This is a genomic window from Sorangium sp. So ce394 (assembly GCF_051474665.1).
Classification (GTDB): Bacteria; Myxococcota_A; Polyangia; order Polyangiales; family Polyangiaceae; genus Sorangium; species Sorangium cellulosum_D.
Genome location: NZ_CP150339.1, coordinates 3,442,501 through 3,463,810, shown reverse-complemented (window position 1 = coordinate 3,463,810; position 21,310 = coordinate 3,442,501). Strand labels below are relative to the sequence as shown.

17 protein-coding genes and 1 rRNA gene (1 of these 18 cut by a window edge) are annotated in these 21,310 nt (G+C 72.0%); 9 read left to right on the top strand and 9 right to left on the bottom strand.

Going from position 1 to position 21,310, the window contains the following annotated elements:
* Nucleotides 1-65: 65 nt before the first annotated feature.
* The gene (locus WMF33_RS12950) at nucleotides 66-1,307 is read right to left on the bottom strand and encodes a methyltransferase (protein ID WP_437337417.1); all 1,242 of its coding nucleotides are present in this window, start codon (nucleotides 1,305-1,307) and stop codon (nucleotides 66-68) included.
* A 113-nt stretch (nucleotides 1,308-1,420) separates the two neighbouring features.
* Between WMF33_RS12950 and WMF33_RS12945 the strand changes: the two genes are divergently transcribed.
* From WMF33_RS12945 to WMF33_RS12935, 3 genes are all read left to right on the top strand, one after another.
* Nucleotides 1,421-1,723, top strand: a complete 303-nt coding sequence (locus WMF33_RS12945) for a hypothetical protein (RefSeq protein ID WP_437337416.1) — start codon at nucleotides 1,421-1,423, stop codon at nucleotides 1,721-1,723.
* Between the two features lie 82 nt (nucleotides 1,724-1,805).
* Complete coding sequence (locus WMF33_RS12940) at nucleotides 1,806-2,642, top strand: hypothetical protein (RefSeq protein WP_437337415.1); 837 nt, start codon at nucleotides 1,806-1,808, stop codon at nucleotides 2,640-2,642.
* A 349-nt stretch (nucleotides 2,643-2,991) separates the two neighbouring features.
* Nucleotides 2,992-4,689, top strand: coding sequence for a DUF2334 domain-containing protein (locus WMF33_RS12935; RefSeq protein WP_437337414.1), 1,698 nt, complete (start codon nucleotides 2,992-2,994; stop codon nucleotides 4,687-4,689).
* A gap of 1 nt (nucleotide 4,690) precedes the next feature.
* Here the strand turns inward: WMF33_RS12935 and WMF33_RS12930 are convergent, their stop codons facing one another.
* The 4 genes from WMF33_RS12930 to WMF33_RS12915 all read right to left on the bottom strand — a co-directional run bounded on the left by WMF33_RS12930 (nucleotide 4,691) and on the right by WMF33_RS12915 (nucleotide 9,641).
* Nucleotides 4,691-5,734 (bottom strand): DUF4434 domain-containing protein, encoded by a 1,044-nt coding sequence (locus WMF33_RS12930; protein WP_437337413.1) that lies wholly within the window; start codon nucleotides 5,732-5,734, stop codon nucleotides 4,691-4,693.
* Nucleotides 5,719-6,918, bottom strand: coding sequence for a non-hydrolyzing UDP-N-acetylglucosamine 2-epimerase (gene wecB, locus WMF33_RS12925; protein ID WP_437337412.1), 1,200 nt, complete (start codon nucleotides 6,916-6,918; stop codon nucleotides 5,719-5,721). The genes WMF33_RS12930 and wecB overlap by 16 nt, the downstream gene beginning before the upstream one ends.
* A gap of 132 nt (nucleotides 6,919-7,050) precedes the next feature.
* Nucleotides 7,051-8,535 carry a glycosyl transferase family protein gene (locus WMF33_RS12920; protein WP_437337411.1) on the bottom strand — a complete coding sequence of 495 codons (1,485 nt, stop codon included), beginning with the start codon at nucleotides 8,533-8,535 and terminating at the stop codon, nucleotides 7,051-7,053.
* Between the two features lie 2 nt (nucleotides 8,536-8,537).
* The gene (locus WMF33_RS12915) at nucleotides 8,538-9,641 is read right to left on the bottom strand and encodes a hypothetical protein (RefSeq protein WP_437337410.1); all 1,104 of its coding nucleotides are present in this window, start codon (nucleotides 9,639-9,641) and stop codon (nucleotides 8,538-8,540) included.
* Nucleotides 9,642-10,314: 673 nt separating this feature from the next.
* Between WMF33_RS12915 and WMF33_RS12910 the strand changes: the two genes are divergently transcribed.
* The 5 genes from WMF33_RS12910 (at nucleotide 10,315) to WMF33_RS12890 (ending at nucleotide 16,226) form a co-directional block, all read left to right on the top strand.
* Complete coding sequence (locus WMF33_RS12910; protein WP_061624297.1) at nucleotides 10,315-11,649, top strand: ATP-dependent 6-phosphofructokinase; 1,335 nt, start codon at nucleotides 10,315-10,317, stop codon at nucleotides 11,647-11,649.
* A 79-nt stretch (nucleotides 11,650-11,728) separates the two neighbouring features.
* Nucleotides 11,729-12,211, top strand: a complete 483-nt coding sequence (locus WMF33_RS12905; RefSeq protein ID WP_437337409.1) for a hypothetical protein — start codon at nucleotides 11,729-11,731, stop codon at nucleotides 12,209-12,211.
* A gap of 284 nt (nucleotides 12,212-12,495) precedes the next feature.
* Nucleotides 12,496-14,001, top strand: coding sequence for a hypothetical protein (locus tag WMF33_RS12900; RefSeq protein WP_437337408.1), 1,506 nt, complete (start codon nucleotides 12,496-12,498; stop codon nucleotides 13,999-14,001).
* Between the two features lie 7 nt (nucleotides 14,002-14,008).
* Entirely contained in the window at nucleotides 14,009-15,394 is a 1,386-nt protein-coding gene (locus WMF33_RS12895) for a hypothetical protein (protein ID WP_437337407.1), read from the top strand.
* A complete protein-coding gene (locus WMF33_RS12890) occupies nucleotides 15,387-16,226 on the top strand; it encodes a class II glutamine amidotransferase (RefSeq protein WP_044985785.1) in 840 nt (279 codons plus the stop codon). The genes WMF33_RS12895 and WMF33_RS12890 overlap by 8 nt, the downstream gene beginning before the upstream one ends.
* A gap of 23 nt (nucleotides 16,227-16,249) precedes the next feature.
* Here WMF33_RS12890 and WMF33_RS12885 read toward each other — a convergent pair whose 3' ends face one another.
* From WMF33_RS12885 to WMF33_RS12875, 3 genes are all read right to left on the bottom strand, one after another.
* Nucleotides 16,250-16,624 carry a zf-TFIIB domain-containing protein gene (locus WMF33_RS12885; RefSeq protein ID WP_437337406.1) on the bottom strand — a complete coding sequence of 125 codons (375 nt, stop codon included), beginning with the start codon at nucleotides 16,622-16,624 and terminating at the stop codon, nucleotides 16,250-16,252.
* Nucleotides 16,625-16,700: 76 nt separating this feature from the next.
* Nucleotides 16,701-17,480: an N-acyl homoserine lactonase family protein gene (locus tag WMF33_RS12880; RefSeq protein ID WP_437337405.1), complete on the bottom strand. Its 780-nt coding sequence runs from the start codon at nucleotides 17,478-17,480 to the stop codon at nucleotides 16,701-16,703.
* Nucleotides 17,481-17,550: 70 nt separating this feature from the next.
* A complete protein-coding gene (locus tag WMF33_RS12875; RefSeq protein ID WP_437337404.1) occupies nucleotides 17,551-18,387 on the bottom strand; it encodes a DUF1206 domain-containing protein in 837 nt (278 codons plus the stop codon).
* Between the two features lie 502 nt (nucleotides 18,388-18,889).
* Between WMF33_RS12875 and WMF33_RS12870 the strand changes: the two genes are divergently transcribed.
* A complete protein-coding gene (locus WMF33_RS12870; protein WP_437337403.1) occupies nucleotides 18,890-20,713 on the top strand; it encodes an ArnT family glycosyltransferase in 1,824 nt (607 codons plus the stop codon).
* Nucleotides 20,714-21,263: 550 nt separating this feature from the next.
* On the opposite strand, the gene WMF33_RS12865 is transcribed toward WMF33_RS12870, so the two are convergent.
* Nucleotides 21,264-21,310: ribosomal RNA gene (locus WMF33_RS12865) — 23S ribosomal RNA — on the bottom strand; it runs 2,960 nt beyond the window's last position.

The following is a 21,310-nucleotide window of genomic DNA, read 5'->3' as shown; positions in this document are numbered from 1 at the left end:
GCCGCGCCCGGCGGCGCGCGCCCCGCCCGCGGCTCGCCGCCGGCGTCGGCCCGGCCGTCGCGGCCTCAGCCGCCGAGCCCCCCCGGCCGCGCGCTCGCGAAGACGGCGACGTTCCGCGGCGTCACCTCGGGGTCGAAGACGATCGCCGCCTCGACCTCGTGCCCCTGCTCGCCGAGGGCCATCGCGCGGTCGAGCGAGACCGCGACCTCCGTGAGGCGGGCCAGGAGAGAGCGCGGCAGCGTGAGCCGGCGCATCCGGCCGAACGCCGCGCGCGCCGCGCGCTCGCGCTCGCGGAGCTCGGCCTCGGTCGCCGGCGGGAGCCCCCGCAGCGCGAGCGCCCGCGCCGCGAGCTCGCGCAGCCCGCCGTGCGCGCGCCGCCGGTTGATCCCGCGCATCTCCTCGCCGAGGGCGACGTCGAGCCCGCGGCCGCGGAGCAGCGAGAGCAGCGCGTGCCGCCGCTCGCGCGCCGCGAGCTCCTCGTCCAGGCTGGCCTCGACCCCCGCGCGCCGCGCCGTGAGGTTGGTGAGGCCCAGCGCCTCGCGCCGGAGCACGAGCCCCGCCGCCCTCGCCGCCGCCGACAGCGGGGCGCGCGCCGGCGCGCCGATCTTCTGCAAGCAGCACGAGACGAGCGCGAGGTCGCAGCGCGCCGCCGCCGCCGCGGTCACCATGCGATCGCCGAGCTCCCCGCACGCGTGCAGGCCGACCGGCAGGTCGTCCGGCGCGAACGCGAGCGCCTCCTGGAAGGCGTCGAACGCGACGAAGCGGGCCCGCCCCCCGGCGGCCAGCGCCGAGGCCGTCGCGACGCGGTCGGGCTCGCGCTCGAGGCCGATCGCGTCGCGGTCGAAGCGCGCGGCGGCGAGGCGGGTGAAGTGCCCGTGCCCCGCGCCCACGTCGACGAGGCGGCGGGCGCGGGCGGCCATCGGCGCCACCGCGCCGAGCAGCGCCTCGAGCTGGAGCCGCTTGCGCGCCGGCACCGCCCGGAGCTCGTCCAGCGACGCAGGCGGGAGCGGCTGGACCGGCCGCCGCGGCAGCGTCGCGGCCTCGTCCGCGGCGCGCGCCAGGGCCGCGAGGCTCGCCGGCGCGCCGCCGAGCCCGTCGATGCACGCCGCGAGCCCCTCGCCCTCGCAGCGGGCGAGCTCGGCGTCCGTGAGCGAGAGGAGGAAGCCCGTCCATCCCCGCGCCTCGCACCAGGCCGGCGGCGCGCCCTCGTCGACGCGCGCCTCGACGATGTCGAGCGCCGGCACCAGCACCTCGAGGGCGCGCGCGAGGCGCTGGACGACGGTGGGCGGCCTGGGCGGCGGGGACATGCGCGAACCGGAGCGGGGCGAGCAGTACCGGATCCGCGCGGTGCGAGGAAGGCGCCTCTCGCGGGGGGCGGCGGGGGGCTTGCGGCCGGGCACCCCCGCGCCATGAGACGCGCATGGAGAAGCAGAACAAGCAGGGCGCAGCGGGCACGGACCAGCGGCAACAGCACGTCGATGAGCGCACGCAGCGGCGCGCCGGCGAGGCGCACCACGGCGGCAAGAGCTCGCAGGAGAGCGCGGAGGCGTACCAGAAGGGCGAGAACCCCGGCGGGACGCACCAGGGCGGCGACACCGAGGGCGCCGTGGGCGCGACGCACGGCCACGGCGACTTCGGCGGCAAGGGCGCGACCGGCGGCGACGAGGGCGAGGGCAGGCCGAACCCCTACGAGGACGTCGGCGTGAAGAAGGGGCGGGACTGACCCCGCCAGGCCGAGCGCGCGGCCGGAGGCATCCGGCGGGCGCGGTCTCCTGCGCGGCGGCGCATGGTAGCGTGAGGGCGCCATGCGCTTGCTCGCCTTCGCGTCTCTCTGCCTCTGGACGTGCGGTTGCGCTCCAGCCCTCTCCACGTTCCAGCCGGCCCACGTGGCCGACAAGGGCCATGTCCAGGCCGAGCTCGGGCTCGACGTCTCGATCCCGACCGGCACCATCGCCTCGCTCATCGACGCCGGCGTCGTGCTGGCGGACGTCGCGGAGTCCCGGGAGCTGTCCGAGCGCGAGCGGCAGACGCTCTTCGAGGCGGGCGGCGCGCTCACGCTGAACCCGCCGTCGGCGACGCCGCACCTCGGGATCGGCTACACCGCGCTCGACCGCTGGGAGCTCAACCTCCGCTATACCGGCAGCGCGCTTCGCCTGGGCACCCGCTATCAGCTCCTGAAGCGCGACAAGGACGGCGTCGACCTGACGGCCGGCGTCGGCGTCGGGCGTTACCTATTCGGGCTTCCTGTCGTGAGCGTCCTCGGCATCGTCGAGCTCGAGGACTTCACCCGGTGGCAGATCGATCTGCCGATCCAGGTCGGGACGGCGGGCACGTGGTATCGGGTCTGGGGCGGCCCTCGCCTCATGCTCACGACGTTCGACGCCGGCCTCACCATGAACCTGCCCGCCGTCACCGGATACCCGGGCGAGCTCGAGATCGCCGCGCTCTCCGGCGTCGGGCTCTACGTGGGCGGTCAGGCCGGCGTCGCGTTCGGCTACAAGCACGTGTTCCTGGGCGTCGAGCTCACGCTCGCGGAGATCTTCACGGGCGGCGAGCTCTCCGTGCTGGGGAAGCGGGCGGCCGCGGTGGATCTCGATAGCTTCATCGTCTACCCGACGGTGGGGCTGATGGTTGAGTTCTAGAGCGGATTTCTGCTGAACTGGCGCACTGTCCTCCAGGAAGCCCGCGCTCCTGGGTAGTGGCCCGCGACGAGCGCGGTGCGCGCGAGCGCCGTATCGACCAACGACAGAACGGGCACGCCCCGGCGAGCGCGCCGCGTCCGGGGGGAGGAGCGCCGCTCTGCGCAGCGCACGTCTCCAACGCTCGCGAGGACGAGAAATGAGCCCACAACGAACCTGCCGCCGCACGCGGCAACAACACCAAATCTTCCTTGCATGAACCGCCATGTACGAGCATCCATTCGCGGGAGGATGTATCAATATGAAGATTCGCTGTCTAAGCAGGATTTCCACCCGCGCTTGCGTGCTGTACATGTCCCTCGCCGCAGGGTGCGCCACCGTCGATGAGCCGGAACGTCAGACCGGTGCAGCGCGGACGGCGTTCAGCTCGCACCACCACGGCACACACGAGCAGCGCAGCGATCGACTCAACCCCTTTCCCTTCGACGACGGCAGGGGCCGCCGCCCCTCGGCGCCGCGCAGCAGGCCGGCGCGGCGGCCCCTGGCCGAGCGCAGCGCGCTGCGCGAGGGCGTCACGTCCTCGCCGGCCACCACGCGGGCGCTCGTGCTTTATGACCAGGCCGGCGATTGGGCGTGGCTCGGTCAATTCTACGCCGTCGCCGCGGGCAACCTCGCGAGCCACTTCGGCGGCTGGGATCCGATGCCCGTGTCGAGCTACCAGGCAGGCGACATGAACGCCTATTCGGCGGTGATCTACGTGGGGTCGACCTACGACGAGCCGCTCCCCAGCGCGTTCCTCGACGACGTCCTCCTGGAAAAGACGCCCGTCGTGTGGCTCAACCACAACATCTGGCAGCTCTCGAGCCGCGTCGCCGACTTCCCGGCGAGGTATGGCTTCCAGCCGTGGACCTTCGAGACCGCGTCCGTCGGCGAGGTGCTCTACAAGGGGTCGCGCCTCACGCGGTACGCGATGAACGGCGCCGGCATCATGACGTACAGCGGCGAGATCGACGCGACGAAGGTGAGCGTCCTCGCGCAGGCGGTTCGCTCGGACGGCGTCACCTTCCCGTGGGCGCTCCGCTCGAAGAACCTGACCTACATCGGCGAGATTCCGTTCAGCTATATCTCCGAGACGGATCGCTACCTCGTCTTCTGCGATCTTCTGTTCGACGCCCTCGCTCCGACCACGCCGGAGCGTCACCGCGCGCTCGTCCGCATCGAGGACGTGGACCCGGCCGAGGAGCCCCAGAAGCTCATCGCCATCGCAAACTACCTGTGGAGCGAGCGCGTCCCCTTCAGCATCGCCACCATCCCGATGTACGTCGATGCGGTCGGCGCCTACTCCGGCGGCGTGCCGGAGACGATGCGGCTGCGCGACGAGAACGCGGTCGTGAAGGCCCTGAAGCACATGATCGCACGAGGAGGAGAGCTCGTGATGCACGGCTACACCCACCAGTACGGGGCGCGCCCGAACCCCTACTCGGGCGTGAGCGCCGACGATTTCGAGTTCTGGCTCAGCCATGTCGACGCCGACGATTACGTGATCTATGACGGCCCCGTCCCCGAGGACTCGGCGAGCTGGGCCCTCGGCCGCATCGAGGAGTCGTACGCGGAGCTCAGCGCCGCCGGTCTGCCCGCGCCGACCATCTTCGAATATCCGCATTATGCCGGCTCCGCCGTCGACTCGCGCGCCATCGCCCAGCGGTTCCCCACGGCGTACCACCGGGGCCTGTACTTCGGAGGCGCCCTCGGGGGCGGGGCCGACGATCACAGCCGCATGCTCGGCCAGTTCTTCCCCTACCTCGTCCGCGACACCTACGGCTGGCAGGTCATCCCCGAGAACCTGGGCTCCTACGAGCCCGAGCCCTACAACCACCATCCGGCGAGGCTCCCGGAACACCTCATCGCGAGCGCGCGCGCCAACCTCGTCGTCCGCGACGGCGTGGCGAGCTTCTACTTCCACCCGTTCCTGGAGGTCGACGCGCTCCGGGAGATCGTGCAGGGGATCAAGGCCGCCGGGTATACCTTCGTGCGCCCGCGGGATCTCTGATTCAGCGAACAGCGCCGCCGCTCCCTCGCTCGCGGCACCACGCCGCATAGCCGTCGAAGAGGCGGGCGGCGGCGGCGCCGCGCTCGGGGTTCATGTAATCGAGCACGGAGAAGGCCGCGAGCCGCGCCCCGGCGGCGCGCTCGAGCGCGGTGCTCCGGAGGACCGTGGCGAGCTCCGCCGGCACGGCCTCGAACGGCAGGTCGTCGCGCGGCGGCCCGTGGACCTGACGGAACAGCTCGACCGTGGACCACAGCTCGACGCCGCGCGCGCGGGTCACCGGACGCAGGGCCGCCAGCATGCGGCTCGCCGCCTCGGCGCTGCCGTGACCGCTGCCGACTCCATCCTGCAGCATGAGCACGTCGACCGGGCGATCCGAGAGGAGCTCCCCCCACCACCGCGCGTGCTCCTCGGGGCCGAGCGTCCCCGTGAAGAACGGCGATATCGCGACAGGGCGGCCCGGGCTCAGCCAGCGGAGCTCGCGCGCCGCGCGGGAGAGGAAGCGCCGGATGCTGCGGGAGCGCTCCGCCGAGGACCAGGTCGCGTCGTCGATCTCCTGCGGCAAATACCAGCCCGCGCACGCGGGCGCCGCGGCGCACGTCCGCGCGAGGCCCGCGGCCGCGTCCGGCCGATCGAGCGGCGGCGGCAGGGCGACATCGACGGAGAACCCCTTCGGCCAGCGTGGGTCCAGGTAGAGGCCCAAAAGCACGCGCATCCCGAGGGGCTCCGCCGCCCGCAGGAGCGCGCGCACCGGCTCCTTCCCCGGCCATCGGCCGTCGAAGGGGCCGAGCTCGTCGCCGCTGTACTGGAGCACGATGCTCGTGACGCCGAGCGGCTGGAGCGGGACGAGCGCGCGCGTCCACTCGGCGACGCCGTAGCCGAGCTCCCGCTCGCTGATCTGGATGAACGTCGACTCGAACCCCCCGGGGCAGGCGCGCTGAGGATGGCGCGCCCACGCCCCGTTGCACGAGGACGTCAGGCTCAGGCAGACGCCTATCGCCGCCGTCCGGGAGAAGATCGTCAGGCTTTTGCTCAGAGCAGATTCCACGGTTGCGCCGCGGGGCTGCTGGCGGTGCGCCCGCGCCGCTTCTCGCGCGGCGCCGCGTCGAGCCCCGACATCGTCTCGAGGAGCTCGGCGATGCGCCACGCGGCCGCCCCATCTCCGTATGGATTGATGCCGCTGGCCATCGCCCGATAGCGCTCGGGCTGCGTCAGGAGCGCCATGGTCTCCTCGTAGATGCGCTCCTCGGCCGTCCCGACCAGGCGCGCCACGCCCGCCTCGATTCCCTCCGGGCGCTCCGTGACGTCCCGCATGACGAGCAGCGGCTTGGCGAACGTCGGCGCCTCTTCCTGCACACCTCCGGAGTCCGTCATCACGAGGTGCGCGCGATCCATGAGGGAGACGAATTGCACGTAAGAAACGGGCTCGAGCAGGGCGATGCGCTCGTGATGCCCGAGCATGTTGCGGACGGGGCCGGCGACGTTGGGGTTCATGTGCACCGGATAGACGATGCAGGCATCCGGCACGTCGCGGGCGACGCGGAGCAGGGCCCGGCAGATGCCCTTGAGCGCATCTCCGAAGCTCTCCCGCCTGTGCGCCGTCACCAGGATCATCCTCCGTCCGGCGAGCCGCTCCGGCGAGAAACCTGGTATCTCGGGAGGGCTCCGGCGCACGAGCTCTCGCGTGGCGAGCAGGGCGTCCACGACCGTATTGCCGGTGTTGAACACCCTGTCCGGGTCGAACCCCTCGCGGAGCAAGAGCTGGCGCGCGGGCTCGGTCGGCGCGAAGAGCACGTCCGACAGCTGATCGATCATCCTGCGGTTGATCTCCTCCGGGAACGGCGCGTAACGCTCTCCCGAGCGGAGCCCCGCCTCGACGTGCGCGACGGGGAGCTTCCCGTAGAAGCCCGCGAGCGCGGCGGCGAACGCCGTCGTCGTGTCCCCCTGGACGACCACCCACGCTGGACGGCGCTCCTGCAAGACATGCCGGAGGCGATCGAGCGCCCGCGTGGTGATGTCGTGCAGCGTCTGCTTCGGGCTCATGATGCCGAGGTCGATGTCCGGCCGCAGGCCGAACGTGCCCAGGGCCTGATCCAGCATCTGCCGGTGCTGACCGGTCGAGATGATCAGCGGCTCGAGCGCCCCGCTCCGCGACAGCCGCTGCACGAGCGGCGCGAGTTTGATGGCCTCCGGGCGTGTGCCCACGACGATCGCCACACTTCGCCTATCCATGTTTCCCCCCTCTGACAATGTCGCTTTCGCCGTCTCCACGCGCGGGGCAGCGGGCCCCGCGCGCCTCCGGCGGCGCTCCGATCTCCATGGCTTCATGGCCGCGGCCTCGAGGCGCGCGGCCGTGAGTCTCCGTCACCGCGCGTCGTCGAGCTGGCCCGGACCGAGCGCCTGCTCCTTGAGGACGAGCGGCTCGCGCTCGGGCTGCCGCGCCCGGAGCGCGTCGGGGCACGGGAAGACGTGGGCCGTCTTCAGCCACCGGAGCGGCTTTCCGGTGATCCGGTGGTTGACGTACTGCACGACGGCGCGGCCCATCGCCGCGACGCTGATCACGTTGCCGACCGCCATCCGCGGGAAGCTGAGCAGCGCGTGCCCCGCGCCGTACAGCCGGAAGACGAGCCAGCCCTTCATCCACGCGCGCCAGACGAGCATGGCCAGGTTGAACCACAGGATCCACTGCAGCGCCGAGCCCTCCGGGCAGATCTGGGCGAAGCTCCACGACGCCGCGGTCGCGAGCGCGACGCTGCTGCGGACCGCCGCGTACGCCGCGAGCGCGTAGGCGAGCACGAGCAGGAGGTTCGTCACGAGCGCCTTGCGATCGCGGAACAGGCAATACAGGACCGGGGGCGGCCCTCTCCAGCCGAGCTGCTCCCACGTCTGCAGCGTGATGCCGAGGATCCACCGCGAGCGCTGGCGGATCGAGGCGCTGAACCCGTCCGGGAAGAACTCCCGCGTGGCGATGTACTCTTCCCCTCCCGCCACGGCGGGATCGTTGCCCACGACGGTGCGGCACGCGAAGCACACCTTCTTGCCGGCCAGCCGGAACTTGAGGCCGAGCTCGTAGTCCTCGGTGACGCTCTCCGTGTTGAACGCCCGCTGCGCGTGGGAGACCGCGATGTCCTCGAAGGCATCCCGGGCGAAGGCGCTGCCCACGCCGGCCGAAGGCACGAGGCCGCCGATCGCCTGGCGGACGAGCATCTCCTTCAGGTGATGCTCCGCGAACTCGTCGATGTACGTGCCCGAGACGAGCGCGCGCCGCGGGATGCGGAGGGAGAAGACGGGCGTCTGCACGAAGTCGTAGCCCGGGATCAAGAGCGAGTAAAGCCTCAGGGACATCGGGTGGATCAGATCCTCCGCGTCGTGCATGAGGAGGATGTCGAACCGCCGTCCGCTGCGCTGCTCCTCGAGGACGATGCCTTGATAGACCCAGTTGAGGCAATCTGCCTTCGACGTCGGGCCGTCGTGGGGCACCACGACCTTGTGGATGTTCGGCGCCCGCCTCACGACGGCGTCGACCCGCGCCTGGGTCTCGGGATCGTTGCTGTAGGTCCCGCAGAAGATATGATAGCTGTCTCGGTCGTAATCGAGCGTCGACAGGTTGTGGTCGAGCATCTCCTCGATCACCTCCGCCTCGTGCCACGCCGGGACGAGGATGGCGACGCGCTTCTGCTCGACGGACCGGAGCGCCTCGATCGGCACGGCCCGCTGCGCGCGCCGGTGCAGGCCGCGCGCCAGGTAGTTGACGTCGACGAACAGCTCGTCGAGCTGGTTCGCCAGGATGGCGCCGCCGGCCGTGTAGGCCACCGCGCGGATGCTGAGATCGAGCGCTTCGAGGATCACACTCAGAACTCCACGTAAGTGGCGGCCTGGAGACGGAGATCGACGTACCCGAGCTGGCGCGGCGCCGGATCGCGGCCTTCGAGCCCCAGGTAGGAGCCGGCGTGGAGCCCCAGCGCGAGATCGAGGCGCAGCGGCCGGAGCAGCCGGAGCCGGGGCCCCGCGCCGGCGTCCACGAAGTTGTTGAAGAAATCGCAGTTCGTATCCGCCGCTGCGCGCCCCTCCGCGACCACCTGCCACGCGAGCGGACCGGTGACGAGGTAGGTGGCCGAGAGCCGCGGCCGCGCGAAGGCGATGACGTTGTCGTCGAACCTGCTCACGAACACCGCCTCGGCGTAGAGCTCTGCGCACGGGACGAAGGTCCACGAGACGCCCTCTCCTCCGGGCGCGCAGCCGCCGGTCTCCGCGCCGAAGAACGCGCCGCCCCTCGCGTCGAAGGCGACGCGCTCGCGGCCGTCGTCGAGCAGGTTGAGCGCGGGCCCGGCCTGCACGAAGAGGCCGACCCGCCGGTCCCAGAGGCGCAGCATGGCGCCGAGTCCGGCGAGGGCGTAGTTGTCGGCGTAAACGAGCGGAACCCCGCCCGCGCCTCTCCCGCGGGAGGCGAGATCGCGGGTGACCTGCGCATACGCATAGAGCCCCAGATCGAGCGAGAAGGACGGGCGGAAGAAGCCGCGGGCCCTCAGCGTCGGGACGAGATCGCTCTGCTGCGCGGCGCCGAGGACGCGGCTCCATCCATAGGTCTCCGCGTAGAGGTCGGCCGAGAGGCGCTGCGGGAGCAAGCGCAGCTCTGCCTGGGCCTTCCGCGCGAGCGCCTCGTCCGGTCCGCGGCCCGCCTCCTCGAAGCGGCGGCGCGCCTCTTCTCTATCTCCTTGCTGGCTCGCGAGGTATCCGAGCTCGAGCGCCACGAGCTGCGCGTCGGCGCCCGCCGCGCGGGCCGCCTCGAGCGCCGCCGCGGCGCCGCGGGCGTCATGGGCGGCCTTGCGCGCGTAGGCCTCGTCGAGCAGGCGCCGCGCCGCCTCCGGGGCTTGCGCCGCACTCCCCTGCTCCGCGCGGGCCGCGCGCGGCGGCGACGAGAGCAGCGCGCACGCGAGCAGGGCCCGAGCCGTCACCCCCAGAATGGCCGGCGTCGCACGGCCTCTTTCGAAGGCAGCAAACATCGACGAATAAGTAGCACACACCAAAACAACGCACGACCGAATTCACGGAAGAACTCGAGTCGACACCAGCGTTCGACAGCGACGAACGGACACGGTACCTCGAGCGCAGCAGCCGCATCTCGAGGAGAACAACGCCCCTCGTCCAAGGCGCATGACCGCGCCGCGGCGCCTGCGGCGAGCTGGCTGAGAGCGCGGCCGACGCGGCCGCGCGGAGCGCTTGTCCGAGACCGGATCTTCGTAAACACAGTTTGTAACAAATGTCGCAATCACCCCTGACGCCGCGGAGAGGGGCACGCGCGCGCTCGTCAGGGTGGCTATGCGCGGTCCCTCGCCGAGCGCACACCGGACATCGACCGCTCGCCGGAGCGCTGGCGCGTCGACGACCTCGGCCAGGGCGGTAGCTCCGCGGAGCCCCCCCGGAGGTGCGAGCGAGCTCCGGGGCTCCGGGGGGACCTTCGGCGGACCGGCGAGCGCCTCGGCCGCCTTCGGCCGGGGCGTGTGACACGGGCCGCGCGGCGCGCGTTACGACGGCGTATTGCGCATGAAACGCCGACGAAACCAGCGCCGGGAGACAATATCGGCGTCCCCGCGGCGGCCCTCGCCGCGGGGCGGTCCTCTCCTCACCATGGAGGCCTTCCGCGTGGTGACCTCTGCAGATCTCGCCATCAAGGATCTCGGCCCTTGCCGCTACCCCTCGCCCGTCGCCGAGAAGCTCGGCGAGAAGGCCACGGTGTACGTCGGCGAGGCCGACAAAGTGCTGTTCGACGATCGCCTGTCCGCCGTCCTCTCGGGCGCCGCCGGCCCGCGCCCGCCGGCGTTCGAGCTCGCCGGGCCGCGCAACCGCGCCTTCTGGGAGCCGGAGGAGATGCGCGCCGGCATCGTGACGTGCGGCGGGCTATGCCCCGGCGTGAACAACGTCATCCGCGGGCTCGTGCTCACGATGGCGCACAGCTACGGCGTGCAGGAGATCTTCGGCTTCCGTTACGGCTACGAGGGGCTCGTCGCCCGCTTCGGGCACGCCCCGGTGCGCCTGGACCCGCGCACTGTCGAGGAGATCCACCGCATGGGCGGCACCGTCCTCGGCACTTCCCGCGGCAACCAGGACCCGCACCAGATGGTGGACACGCTCGTGGCCATGGGCATCAACGTGCTCTTCGTCGTCGGCGGAGACGGCACGATCCGCGGCGCGATGTCGATCGTCCGGGCCATCGAGGAGCGCCGGCTGTCGATCGGGGTCATCGGCGTGCCGAAGACCATCGACAACGACATCCACTTCATCGACCGCAGCTTCGGCTTCGAGAGCGCCTTCGCCGCCGCCGTGGACGTCATCCGCAGCGCGCACGTGGAGGCCTCGGGCGCGAAGAACGGCATCGGCCTCGTCAAGGTGATGGGCCGGCACTCGGGCTTCATCGCGTGCTCGGCGGCGCTCGCGTCGGCGGACGTGGACGTGGTGCTCATCCCCGAGGTCCGCGCGGAGCTCGACGGCCCGCGCGGCCTGCTCGCGCACCTCGAGCGCCGCCTCGCGCGCCACGGCAACGCCGTGGTCGTCGTGGCCGAGGGCGCGCTGCAAGAGCACTGCGCCTCGAGCGCGGAGCCGATGGCCACCGATCTCAGCGGCAATATCAAGCTGAAGGACATCGGCCTCGTCCTGCGCGATCGCATCAACGCGCATTTCCGGGCGCGCGGCGTCGAGGCGACGCTGAAGTACCTCGACCCGAGCTATCATATCCGCAGCGTCCCCGCGTCCCCGTCGGACAGCGTGTTTTGCTGGAACATGGCCAGGAACGCCGTCCACGCGGCCATGGCGGGCAACACGGAGATGCTCATCGGCCGGTGGCACGGCCGCTTCGTGCACGTACCGATGCCGCTCGCCGTCCGCATGCGCAAGCAGGTCGAGCCGACGGACGATCTGTGGATGGCCGTCGTGGAGGCCACGGGGCAGCCGCTCACGTTCCATTAGGCCGGTCTCCGGGTCGAGGCGGCGCCTCTCGTGCATCAACAGGCGCGGGGCGCGACGCGCTCGTGGCATGATGCCCGGCATGAACATCTCGTCGCTCTCGCGCCCGCTCGTGCTCGTCGTCGGTCTCGCCGGTCTCGCCGGCTGTCACAAGGAGGCCCCGGCGCAGGCCCCGCCGCCGGTCGAGGCCGCGGCCCGGACGCAGGACCCCACCGCCGGGACCGGCGCCCCGACGGGCGACGGCAACAGCGCCGCGCCAGGCGACGGCAGCAGCGCCGCGCCGGGCGACGGCAGCAGCGCGGCGGCGACCGAGCCCCGGTGCGCGGCAGACGCCGACTGTGTGGTCTCCTGCGCGCGGGTCGGACAGTGCTGCGACCAGCTGTGCCCGCCGTGCGACCAAGCGTACCACCGCGATGCGCTCGCCGCGCTCCAGCAGTGGCGCGCCGAGCGCTGCGCGGCCGAGAGCTGCCCGGTCGCCAAGTGCATGGCGCCGAAGGAGGACTCGGTCGCCCGCTGCAAGGCGGGGCAATGCGTCGTCGAGCGCGTGCCGCACGTCGACCGGTGACCGGCCGCCCGCGCGAACACCGGTGAACGGCGCGGCCGAGCACGCCTCACGCTGCGTTTTGCCACAGGCCGCACCTGCGCCACACCGATCGAGCTCGACGCGACTCGACCCGATCGCACAGCCCATCTCCAGCGTCCCTCACGCCGAGATCGCCAGCCCCTGGCCCTGCGCTTGCATTGCGTGGGTCCGAGAACATCGCGATCGCGGCCGCGGACGTCGCCGGCCCACGGCTGGAACGTGGAGATCGTGGATCGGCTCTCGCCGAGATCGCCGCGGGAGGTCCCTTGGGCATCGAGATCCAGCAAGACCATTTCAAGACCGTCGATTACGGGCTCTTCAAGGCGCGCCTCCAGCAGAACCTCACCGCGCTCGAGATGGTGCTCAGCCGGCCGGGGTTCGGCCTCGGCGACACGACGATCGGCGCGGAGCTCGAGATGTTCCTCGTCGACCGGGAGGCGCGCCCCGTGCCGCTCGGGCCCGAGATCGCGCGCGCGGCGGCGAGCCCGATGATCACGCCGGAGATGGGCGCGTTCGACATCGAGCTCAGCACGCAGGCGGTGCCGCTCGCCGGCCGGCCGCTGTCGGCCCTGCGCGAGCAGATGCGCGCGACCGTGGAGGCGATCCGCGAGCGCGCCGCGGCGCGGGGCGCGCGCGTGGTCCCGGTCAGCATCCTGCCGACCTTCCAGCGGCAGGACTTCAGCCCCGCGACGATCACGAACCTCCCCCGGTACCGCGCGCTCGCCGCGGGGCTCTGCCGGCTGCGCAAGGCGCCGTTCCACATCCGGATCGACGGCGCCGAGCCGCTCGATCTGATGTCGGACGACCCCGCGATGGAGGCGGCGAACACCGCCTTTCAGGTCCACCTCCGGGCGTCGCCCGACGCGTTCGCGCGGCTGTTCAACGCGGCCATGATGATGACCGCGCCCGTCCTCGCGGCCTCGGGCAACTCTCCCACCTTCCTCGGACACCGGCTCTGGCACGAGACGCGGGTGGCGGTGTTCAAGCAGGCCGGCGACGACCGCCCCCCGGAGACCGACGCGGACTGGAAGAAGCCCGCCCGCATCGGCTTCGGGACCGGCTGGGTGCGCGACGGCGCGGCGGAGCTCTTCATGGAGAGCGTCGCGCTGCACGAGCCCATCCTCCCCGTCTGCAGCGACGAGGACGTCATCGCGTGCGCGCGGGCCGGCGGCGTGCCCCAGCTGCACGAGCTCCGCCTGCACCACGGCACCGTCTGGAAGTGGAATCGGCCGGTGTACGACCCGGCCGGCGGCGGCCACCTGCGCATCGAGCTGCGCGCCATGCCGTCCGGGCCCACCCTCGACGACATGCTCGCGAACGGGTGCTTCCTGCTCGGGGGCATCCTCGCCCTCGCGCCGACCGTGGGAGAGCTCCTGCCGTCGTTCCCCTTCGGGCTCGCCGCGCGGAACTTCTACCAAGCCGCGCAGCACGGCCTCGACGCCGAGCTGGTCTGGCCGGAGGGGCCGGGCGCCGCGCCGAAGGGCGTCCGCGCGCGCGATCTCCTCCTCTCGCTCCTGCCGCGGGTCGAGGAGGGCCTCGTGAGCGCGGGGGTCGACGGCGCGGAGGCCCGCCGCTACCTGCAGATCTTCGAGGCGCGCGTCGCCAAGGGCGTCACCGGGGCCGTGTGGCAGCTCCGCGCGCTCTCGGCCCTGGAGCCGCGCGCCCCGTCGCGCGAGGAGGCGCTCCGGCGGATGCTCGAGCGGTACATGGCCGAGGTCGACTCCGGCAACCCCGTGCACGCCTGGGCGATCCCGGGCGCCGGCTCGACGTGAGGTCGCCATGAGCCTTACCGCCACGAGCTCGCTCGCAGCGCAGATCGACGCGCGGCTCTCCGCGCCGGGGGCGATGGACGCGGCGCGGTTCGCGTCGTTCCTCGGAGGCCAGCGGCGGCGCGGCCTCACGCACGGCGGCCGCGCGCTGTGCCGCCACCTCAGGCCCTACCTCATCGCGGAGCACGACTACGCCGCGGTCGCGCGCGCCGCCGAGCGGATCGCCGCCGCGCTCGAGCGCGTCGCGCGGCGCGCGCTCGTCGACGCCGCCCTGGCCGAGGAGCTGGGGCTCTCCGCGGAAGAGCGCGCCCTCGCGGCCCTCGATCCCGGCGAGGGGCCGTTCCTCACGGTCGGGCGGCTCGACATGCTCGTCACCGAGGGCGGCTTCTCGTTCATCGAATACAACGCCGACTCGCCCGCTGGCATCACCGACCAGCTCCTCATCGAGGAGACGTTGATGGCGCTCCCCCACCTCGCGCCGCTCCGGCGCGGGCGGGGCGTGCGCGCGCCGGCGCCGCACCGGGCGCTCCTCTGCGCCCTGCGCGAGGGGTACGCCGCGTGGGGCGGCCGCGAGGCGAGGCCCACGATCGCCATCGTCGACTGGAAGACCGCCGACACATCGGCCGAGTTCAAGGTGCTCTCCGACCTGTTCTCGGCCGAGGGGCACCGGACGTGGATCCTCGATCCGGACGAGCTCGAGCTCGACGGAGGCCGCCTCTCGGCCGGCGGGGAGCGGATCGATCTCGTCTACCGACGCGTCATCACGCAGGAGCTCGTCGGGCGGCGCGGCCTGGATCACCCGCTCGTCCGCGCCTACCGCGACCGCGCGGCGTACGTGGCGAACTCGTTCCGGACCAAGCCGCTCAACAAGAAGGCGGCGTTCGCGGTGCTGAGCGCCCCCGAGTTCGCCGACCTGTTCTCGCCCGAGCAGCGGGCGGCCATCGCGGAGCACATCCCCTGGACGCGCCGCGCGCGGGCGGGCCGGACCTCGTGGCGGGGGCGCGACGTGGACCTCCTCGAGCTCATCGCCGCCGAGCAGGAGAGCTTCGTGCTGAAGCCGAACGACGACTACGGGGGCAAAGGCGTGCTGCTCGGGTGGCAGACGCCCCCGGACGCGTGGAGGGCGGCTGTCCGCGACGCCGAGGCGCAGCGCGCGATCGTGCAGGAGCGCAGCCGCGCGCCCACGGCGCGCATGCCCGCGTTCCGCGACGGCCGCGTGGTCGAGGAGGAGGTCTACTTCGACCTGTGTCCCTTCGTGTTCGCCGGCCGCATGGAGGGCGCCATGGTGCGGCTCTCGGCCTCTGCGGTGAGCAACGTCTCCGCGGGCGGCGGGGTCACCGGGCTCTTGATCGTCGACGATGCGCGCCTGAAACGAGAGGATAACCGCCATGTGTGAGCTCCTTGGCATGGTCTCGAACGTGCCGACGGACATCGTGTTCTCGTTCACGGGGCTCGCGCTCCGCGGCGGGCAGACGGGGCCGCACGCGGACGGCTGGGGCGTATCGCTCTATGATGGCCTCTTCGCCCGGACGTTCCTCGAGCCTCACCCCGCGTTCTCGAGCCCGCTCGCGCGGTTCATCCGCGAGAACCCGATCCACACGGCCCTCTCCATCGCGCACGTGCGCAAGATGACGCGCGGCGGGGCGGCCTTGAAGAACACGCACCCTTTCATGCGGGTGCTCCACCGGCGGCACATCGTGTTCGCGCACAACGGCACCCTGCCCAACGTCCGGGATCGGAAGCTCCACCTCGAGACGCCGATCGGGGACACCGACAGCGAGCATGCCTTCTGCGTCCTCCTCGAGGAGCTCCGGGCCGCCTACGGCGCGCAGTACCCGAGCGACGGGCGGGCGCTGGGGAAGACGCTCTACGAGCTGGGGAACGAGCTCGGCAGCGACGGCGTGTTCAACTTCCTGCTCGCGGACGGAGAGCACCTGTTCGCCCGCTGCGGCGACCACCTCTCCTGCATCCTCCGCCACGCCCCGTTCGGCGAGGCCACCCTGGTGGACGCCGATCTCAAGGTGAATTTCAACGACGTCCACGGCCTGGGCCCCGACGCGCGCATGGCCGTGGTGGCCACCGAGCCGCTCACGCGCGACGAGCTCTGGAGCAAGGCGACGCCCGGCACGCTCTGGGTCTTCCGCGCCGGCGAGCTCGTGGCGACGTACCCCGAGGCCGCGGCGCGGGGCTCGATCGCGGACATCGCCGAGCCCGGCCCTCCGGGCTGAGGCGCCGTGTCCGCGGCGCGCCGTCAGCCGCGCGGCCGCGCGAACAGGCCGCGGAAGAAGTCGCCCAGCGTGTGCTCCTTGTAGTCGCGGAACTCGCCGGCATCGAAGTAGACGCCGCCGCACACGCTACAGCTCTCGTACCAGATGTGCGGCTGCTGCGGGTCGACCATGCGCACCATCGGCGTCGTGCAGCGGGGGCACGGCACGCGCCGGATCTCGTTGTTCTTCCGCCCGACCGCGGGGTCGCCGGTGTCGATGTGCTGCGAGCCCTCCATCGCCTTGAGCGACTCCTTCTCACGGCTGTCGAACCAGATTCCGCCGCACGCGGTGCATCGGTCGACGTCGATCCCGCCGAAGGTGACGACATCCATCGAGGCGGTGCATTTCGGGCAGTTCACGTCGCGCTCCAGTGCGGCCGGCGCCGCGGTCTCTGGCGATGCTATCAGACGGGCCGGATCGCGTGAAGCGCCGGCGTCACGTGTAGCACGCCGGCGCGAGCCGCAGCGCCTGGACGAGCGCTGGATCGTGGCCGAGGAGGAGCGCGCCGCGGCGCTCTCGCGCGATCTGCTTGAGGCGGCGGATGCTGGCGAGCGCGGCCTCGTCGTCCACGCTCTCGCCGGGGAGGATCTCCTCGCTGAAGTTCTCGGCGAGGTCGCCCGCGTCGCCGACGAGGACGACCGTGCCGGTGTCCCTCAGCTCGACCACCACGGACTGATGGCCGGGCGTGTGCCCGCGCGTCGACACGACCTCGACGCCCGGCATCGCCTCCCAGTCTCCCTCGACGAGGTCCCAGCGCAGGCCGGGCAGGTCATAGTCGCGCTCGAACCAGGCGGGCCCGTGATCCGGGCCGAAGGCATACGCGTGCTCTCGCCGCTGCACGGAGATGCGCGCGCCCTGGAACATCGCGAGGTTCCCGGCGTGGTCCAGGTGCATGTGCGTGAGGATGACGTGGCTCACGTCGGCGGGGCGCACCCCGATCCGGTCGAGCTGACAGGCGAGCTCGTGCTCCGGGAGGATGACCGGCGGGCGAATCCCCTGCTTCGTGTAGTGCTCTTCGCGGAGCGCCGGGTCGTGGACGAGCGCGCTGTTCAGCCCCGTATCGACGAGCACGAGCCCCCGCGCGGTCTCGAGCAGATAGGCCGACACCGGCTCGGCGAGGATGAAGCGCCCGCCGCGGTCGCGCGTCGAGACCGTCTTCTCGAGGATCTCGTACCCACAGAGCAGCACGTAGAGCCTCGAGACCTCGGTGCTCATGGGCGCGACCTCCCTTGCGGCGCCGGCCCGCGAGCGGGCCTGTCCAGCCTGGCCGAGCCTCGCGCCCGCGTCATGCGGCGGGGTGTGCCAGCTTCGAGTACTTCGTGCAAAAGAACATGTACACGCCGTAGGCGCACAGGCCGGCGGCGACGAGCACGAGCAGCATGGGCCCGAAGGGCGACGCCGCCACGGTCGAGAGCGCCTCGCCGACGCCCTTCGATTGCCCCGGATCGTGGGTGATCGCGGCCTTGATCAGCGCCGCGCCGATGATCCCGAACACGACGCCGCGCGAGACGAGCCCGACCCGGGCCATCCGGAAGACCCACGTGCGCTCGGGGGGACTCATGCCCTGGGTGCTGAGGTCCCGCGCGAAGCGAGATTTCATCGCCTTGCGGAGCTGCTGGACGGCGACGGCGATCACCACGAGCCCCGCGACGCCGACCAGCACGCCCCCGAACGGCTGCTCCATCACCTTGCCGACCCAGGTCCGGGACCCGTCGCCGCCGCCGCCGCCGCGGCCGAGCGCGAGCTGGAAGGCCGTGATCGCGAGGCCCGCCGAGATCGCGCCGCTCGCGGCCCAGCCCACGCGCTCGGCCTTCCCCTTCGCGTCGTGGCCCACGTGGCCCGGGTCCTTGAGCGCGAGGACCTCGCGCCACAGCGCATACCCGAGGAGCCCGATCCCCACGACGATCAGCAGCGCTTGCCCGAACGGCTGTTCGCCGAGGACCCCGACCGCCTCGTGCCCGCCGGCGGTGCGCCCGCCGCCGCTGAAGGCCGCCTGGAGCGAGAGGGCGCCGATCAGCACATAGACGAGCCCCTTGGCCGCAAACCCGAACCTGGCCAGGGTGCGCACCCAACCGTTGTTTTCAGGCCGGGTGAACATGTTCTGTCCTACCGGAATTTCCATGGCTTCAGCTCTCCTGGGCGAGCCTGGTGCAGCGGGCATGCCACCGGTCGAGCGGGGCGCTTCGAGCGCTGGTGCGGGGGGCGTCGTGCGGTGTGGGGCGGGCCGCCACGCCTTGGCTCCAGAGTGCCTCACACCCCCTCGCCGAGCGTCGGTAACGTGCTTCGCCGCGCGCCCCAGGTGTCGCGGCGGGCGCAGCGGTCCTCGGGGGCCGTGGGCGACGAGGGCGGGTGAGCGCACATGCGCTCTCGCGATCGCGGGGATTTTCGGCGGGAAACCGGAGCGCTGGATGGAGGGGAGTCCTCTGGCAGCCTGCAAACGAGCCTACGTCCATCCTGGTCCGCGCTGGATCTTCGGTGGCCCACGCCGCGTGGTAGAGCATTGACACCCCGTTGCGGTTTGGGGTCTTCTCGCGCGCGATCTGTCCCCGCGCGGGCCGCTCTGGCCCTCCGAGCTGGCCGCGCCGGCTCTCTTGTCGCCCCTGCTTCCGCTGTTCGGCCCCTCGATGACCCAGACCTCCCCTGACGTAGCGCCCGAGCCTGCGCCTGACGAGCCGCAGCGCGCTGGAACGCCCACGGCGCTGACCGTCCCCTCGCCGTGGGGCGCGCGCGTCGCCCAGCTCCTCGCGCGCGTCCTGCCGTGGCTCGAGCGCCTCCCGCGCTTCGCCGTCGTGTTCCTGCGCGTGGTCGTCGCGCTGGCCGCGGCGGGCGCGATCGGCACCTACCTCGTGCTCGGGATCATCCACCTTCGTTTTCCGTTCGAGATCGAGTGGATGGAGGGCGGCCTCGTGGACGAGATCCGCCGCGCGCTCGCCGGGCAGAAGCTCTACGTCAAGCCCACGGTCGAGTACGTCCCTTTCCTGTACGCGCCGCTCTACTTCTATGTTGCGGCCGCGTTCTCGAAGGTGCTCGGCGTCGGCTTCTTCTCGGCGCGGCTGGTCTCGTATCTCGCCTCGATCGCGGGGATCGCGCTCATCGCGCGCATCGTCCACCGCGAGACCGGCGGCAAGCACGCCGCCCTGCTCGCGGCCGGCGTCTACGCGGGCGCGTATCCGCTCTCCGCCGGGTTCTTCGACATCGCGCGGGTCGACTCGCTGTTCGTGCTCCTGCTGCTCGCGGCGCTCTACGTCGCGCGGTTCGGCCGCTCGGTGAGCTCTGCCGTGGGCGCCGCGGCGCTCTTCACGCTGGCCCTGCTCACGAAGCAGTCGGCGTCGGTCATCTTCGTGCCGGTCGCGGCGTACCTCGTCCTCGCCGGGTGGAGGCGCGGCCTCGTCTTCGCCGCGTCTGGCGCCGCGATGATGGTCGGCAGCGTCGTCGTGCTCGACCGCATCCACGACGGCTGGTTCTGGTGGTTCGTCTTCTGGCTCCCGCGGCAGCACCCCTGGGTGGAGCGGATGTGGGTCGATTTCTGGCTCGAGGATCTGATGCGGCCGCTCTCGGTGAGCTGCCTCCTCGCGCTCTTTTACGTGATGGTCGATCGCCGGGTCTTCTCCACGGGCGACGCGCGCGCGGCGGCTCCTGGCGACGCTCGTCGCGATGCCGAGCCGGCCGACGCGCCGCGCGTGGCGGAGGCGGGCGGCGCGCAGCTCGGGGGCACGGACGCCGCCGTGCCTTCCCGGCCGGCCCACGGCTCGACCTTCGCCCTGTCCTTCCGGGACTTCCGGGACGGCAGGTATTTTTATCTCTTCGCGGCCGTGGGGATGCTCGGCGCTTCCTGGGCGGGGCGGCTCCACGCGGGCGGCTGGCCCAACGTCATCATGCCGGGCTTCGCGATCCTCGCGATCCTCTTCGGCCTTGGCGTCCACGCTGCGATCGCCGCCGCTGCCCAGCTCTCCGAGCCGCGGCGGCACCGCCTCGAGGCGTTCCTCCTCGTGCTCGCGGCCGTCCAGTTCGCCTGTCTTGCCTACGATCCTTCTCGTTACGCGCCGAAGTCCCTGGATGCCAAGGCGGGAGAGCACCTGCTCGACAAGATCCGCAAGGTCGAGGGGGATGTCTTCATCCCTGCCCATGGCCACCTCGCGACGCTCGCGGGCAAGCGCCCTTACGCCCACGAGATGGCGGTCGCGGACATCCTCGGGATCAACGGCGGCCCCGCGGGCGCCGATCTTCGCGCCGACATCGAGAAGGCGATCTTGCAGAAGCGGTTCGGCGCGATCTTCTCGGACACCGACTTCTACAAGAAGGAGATCCAGCAGGCCTATCGCCAGGAGGGCAAGGTCTTCGAGGACAAGAAGGTGTTCTGGCCCGTGACCGGCTTCCGCGTTCGCCCCGAGCGCATCTACGTGCCCAAGAGCACCGGCGCATCACGCCCGAGCATCCCCCGGCGGTAGGTCCGCCCCTCCCCGGGCGGCCCGGCGCTCTCGATCCGGCAGGCCCGAGCATCCCACGGCAGCAGGCGCGGCGCTCCCGAGCGGCCGGTCCGCCCCTCGCGCGGCGGCCGGCCCGACGCTTCCACCCCGGCACGCCCAACTCGCCCACCGCAGCAGGCCCGGTTCTCTCACCGCGGTAGGCCCGAGGCGAGGGTGTTCGTGGCGCGGCGCGGGGAGGGCCGATGTCTGAGCCTAAGACCTTTGTCCTCCGGCTCCGCCGGCGGACAAAGGTCTCAGGCGAGTTCGGCGGGGCCCCCGCGCCGCGCCACGAACACCCTCGCCTCGGGCCCGGGGGATCCGGAACCACCTCCGGTCCGGCCCGCTCGCCTGGCCCGATGCCGAGGCCGTAAGGCTCAGCGGTCCGCGGCCCAGAGCCCGGAGATGGAACAAAGCAAAAAAGCCCGCAGGGCGTTCGCCATGCGGGCTCTAGAATCTTGAAGCGTCGCGTCTCGCTGCGTCGCGCTGCTCACACCCGAGCTCCGGGCGCGATGCTCGTCACGTTCCATGGAGTATGGTCAAGCCGCACGACCTATTAGTACCGGTTAGCTCCGCCGATTG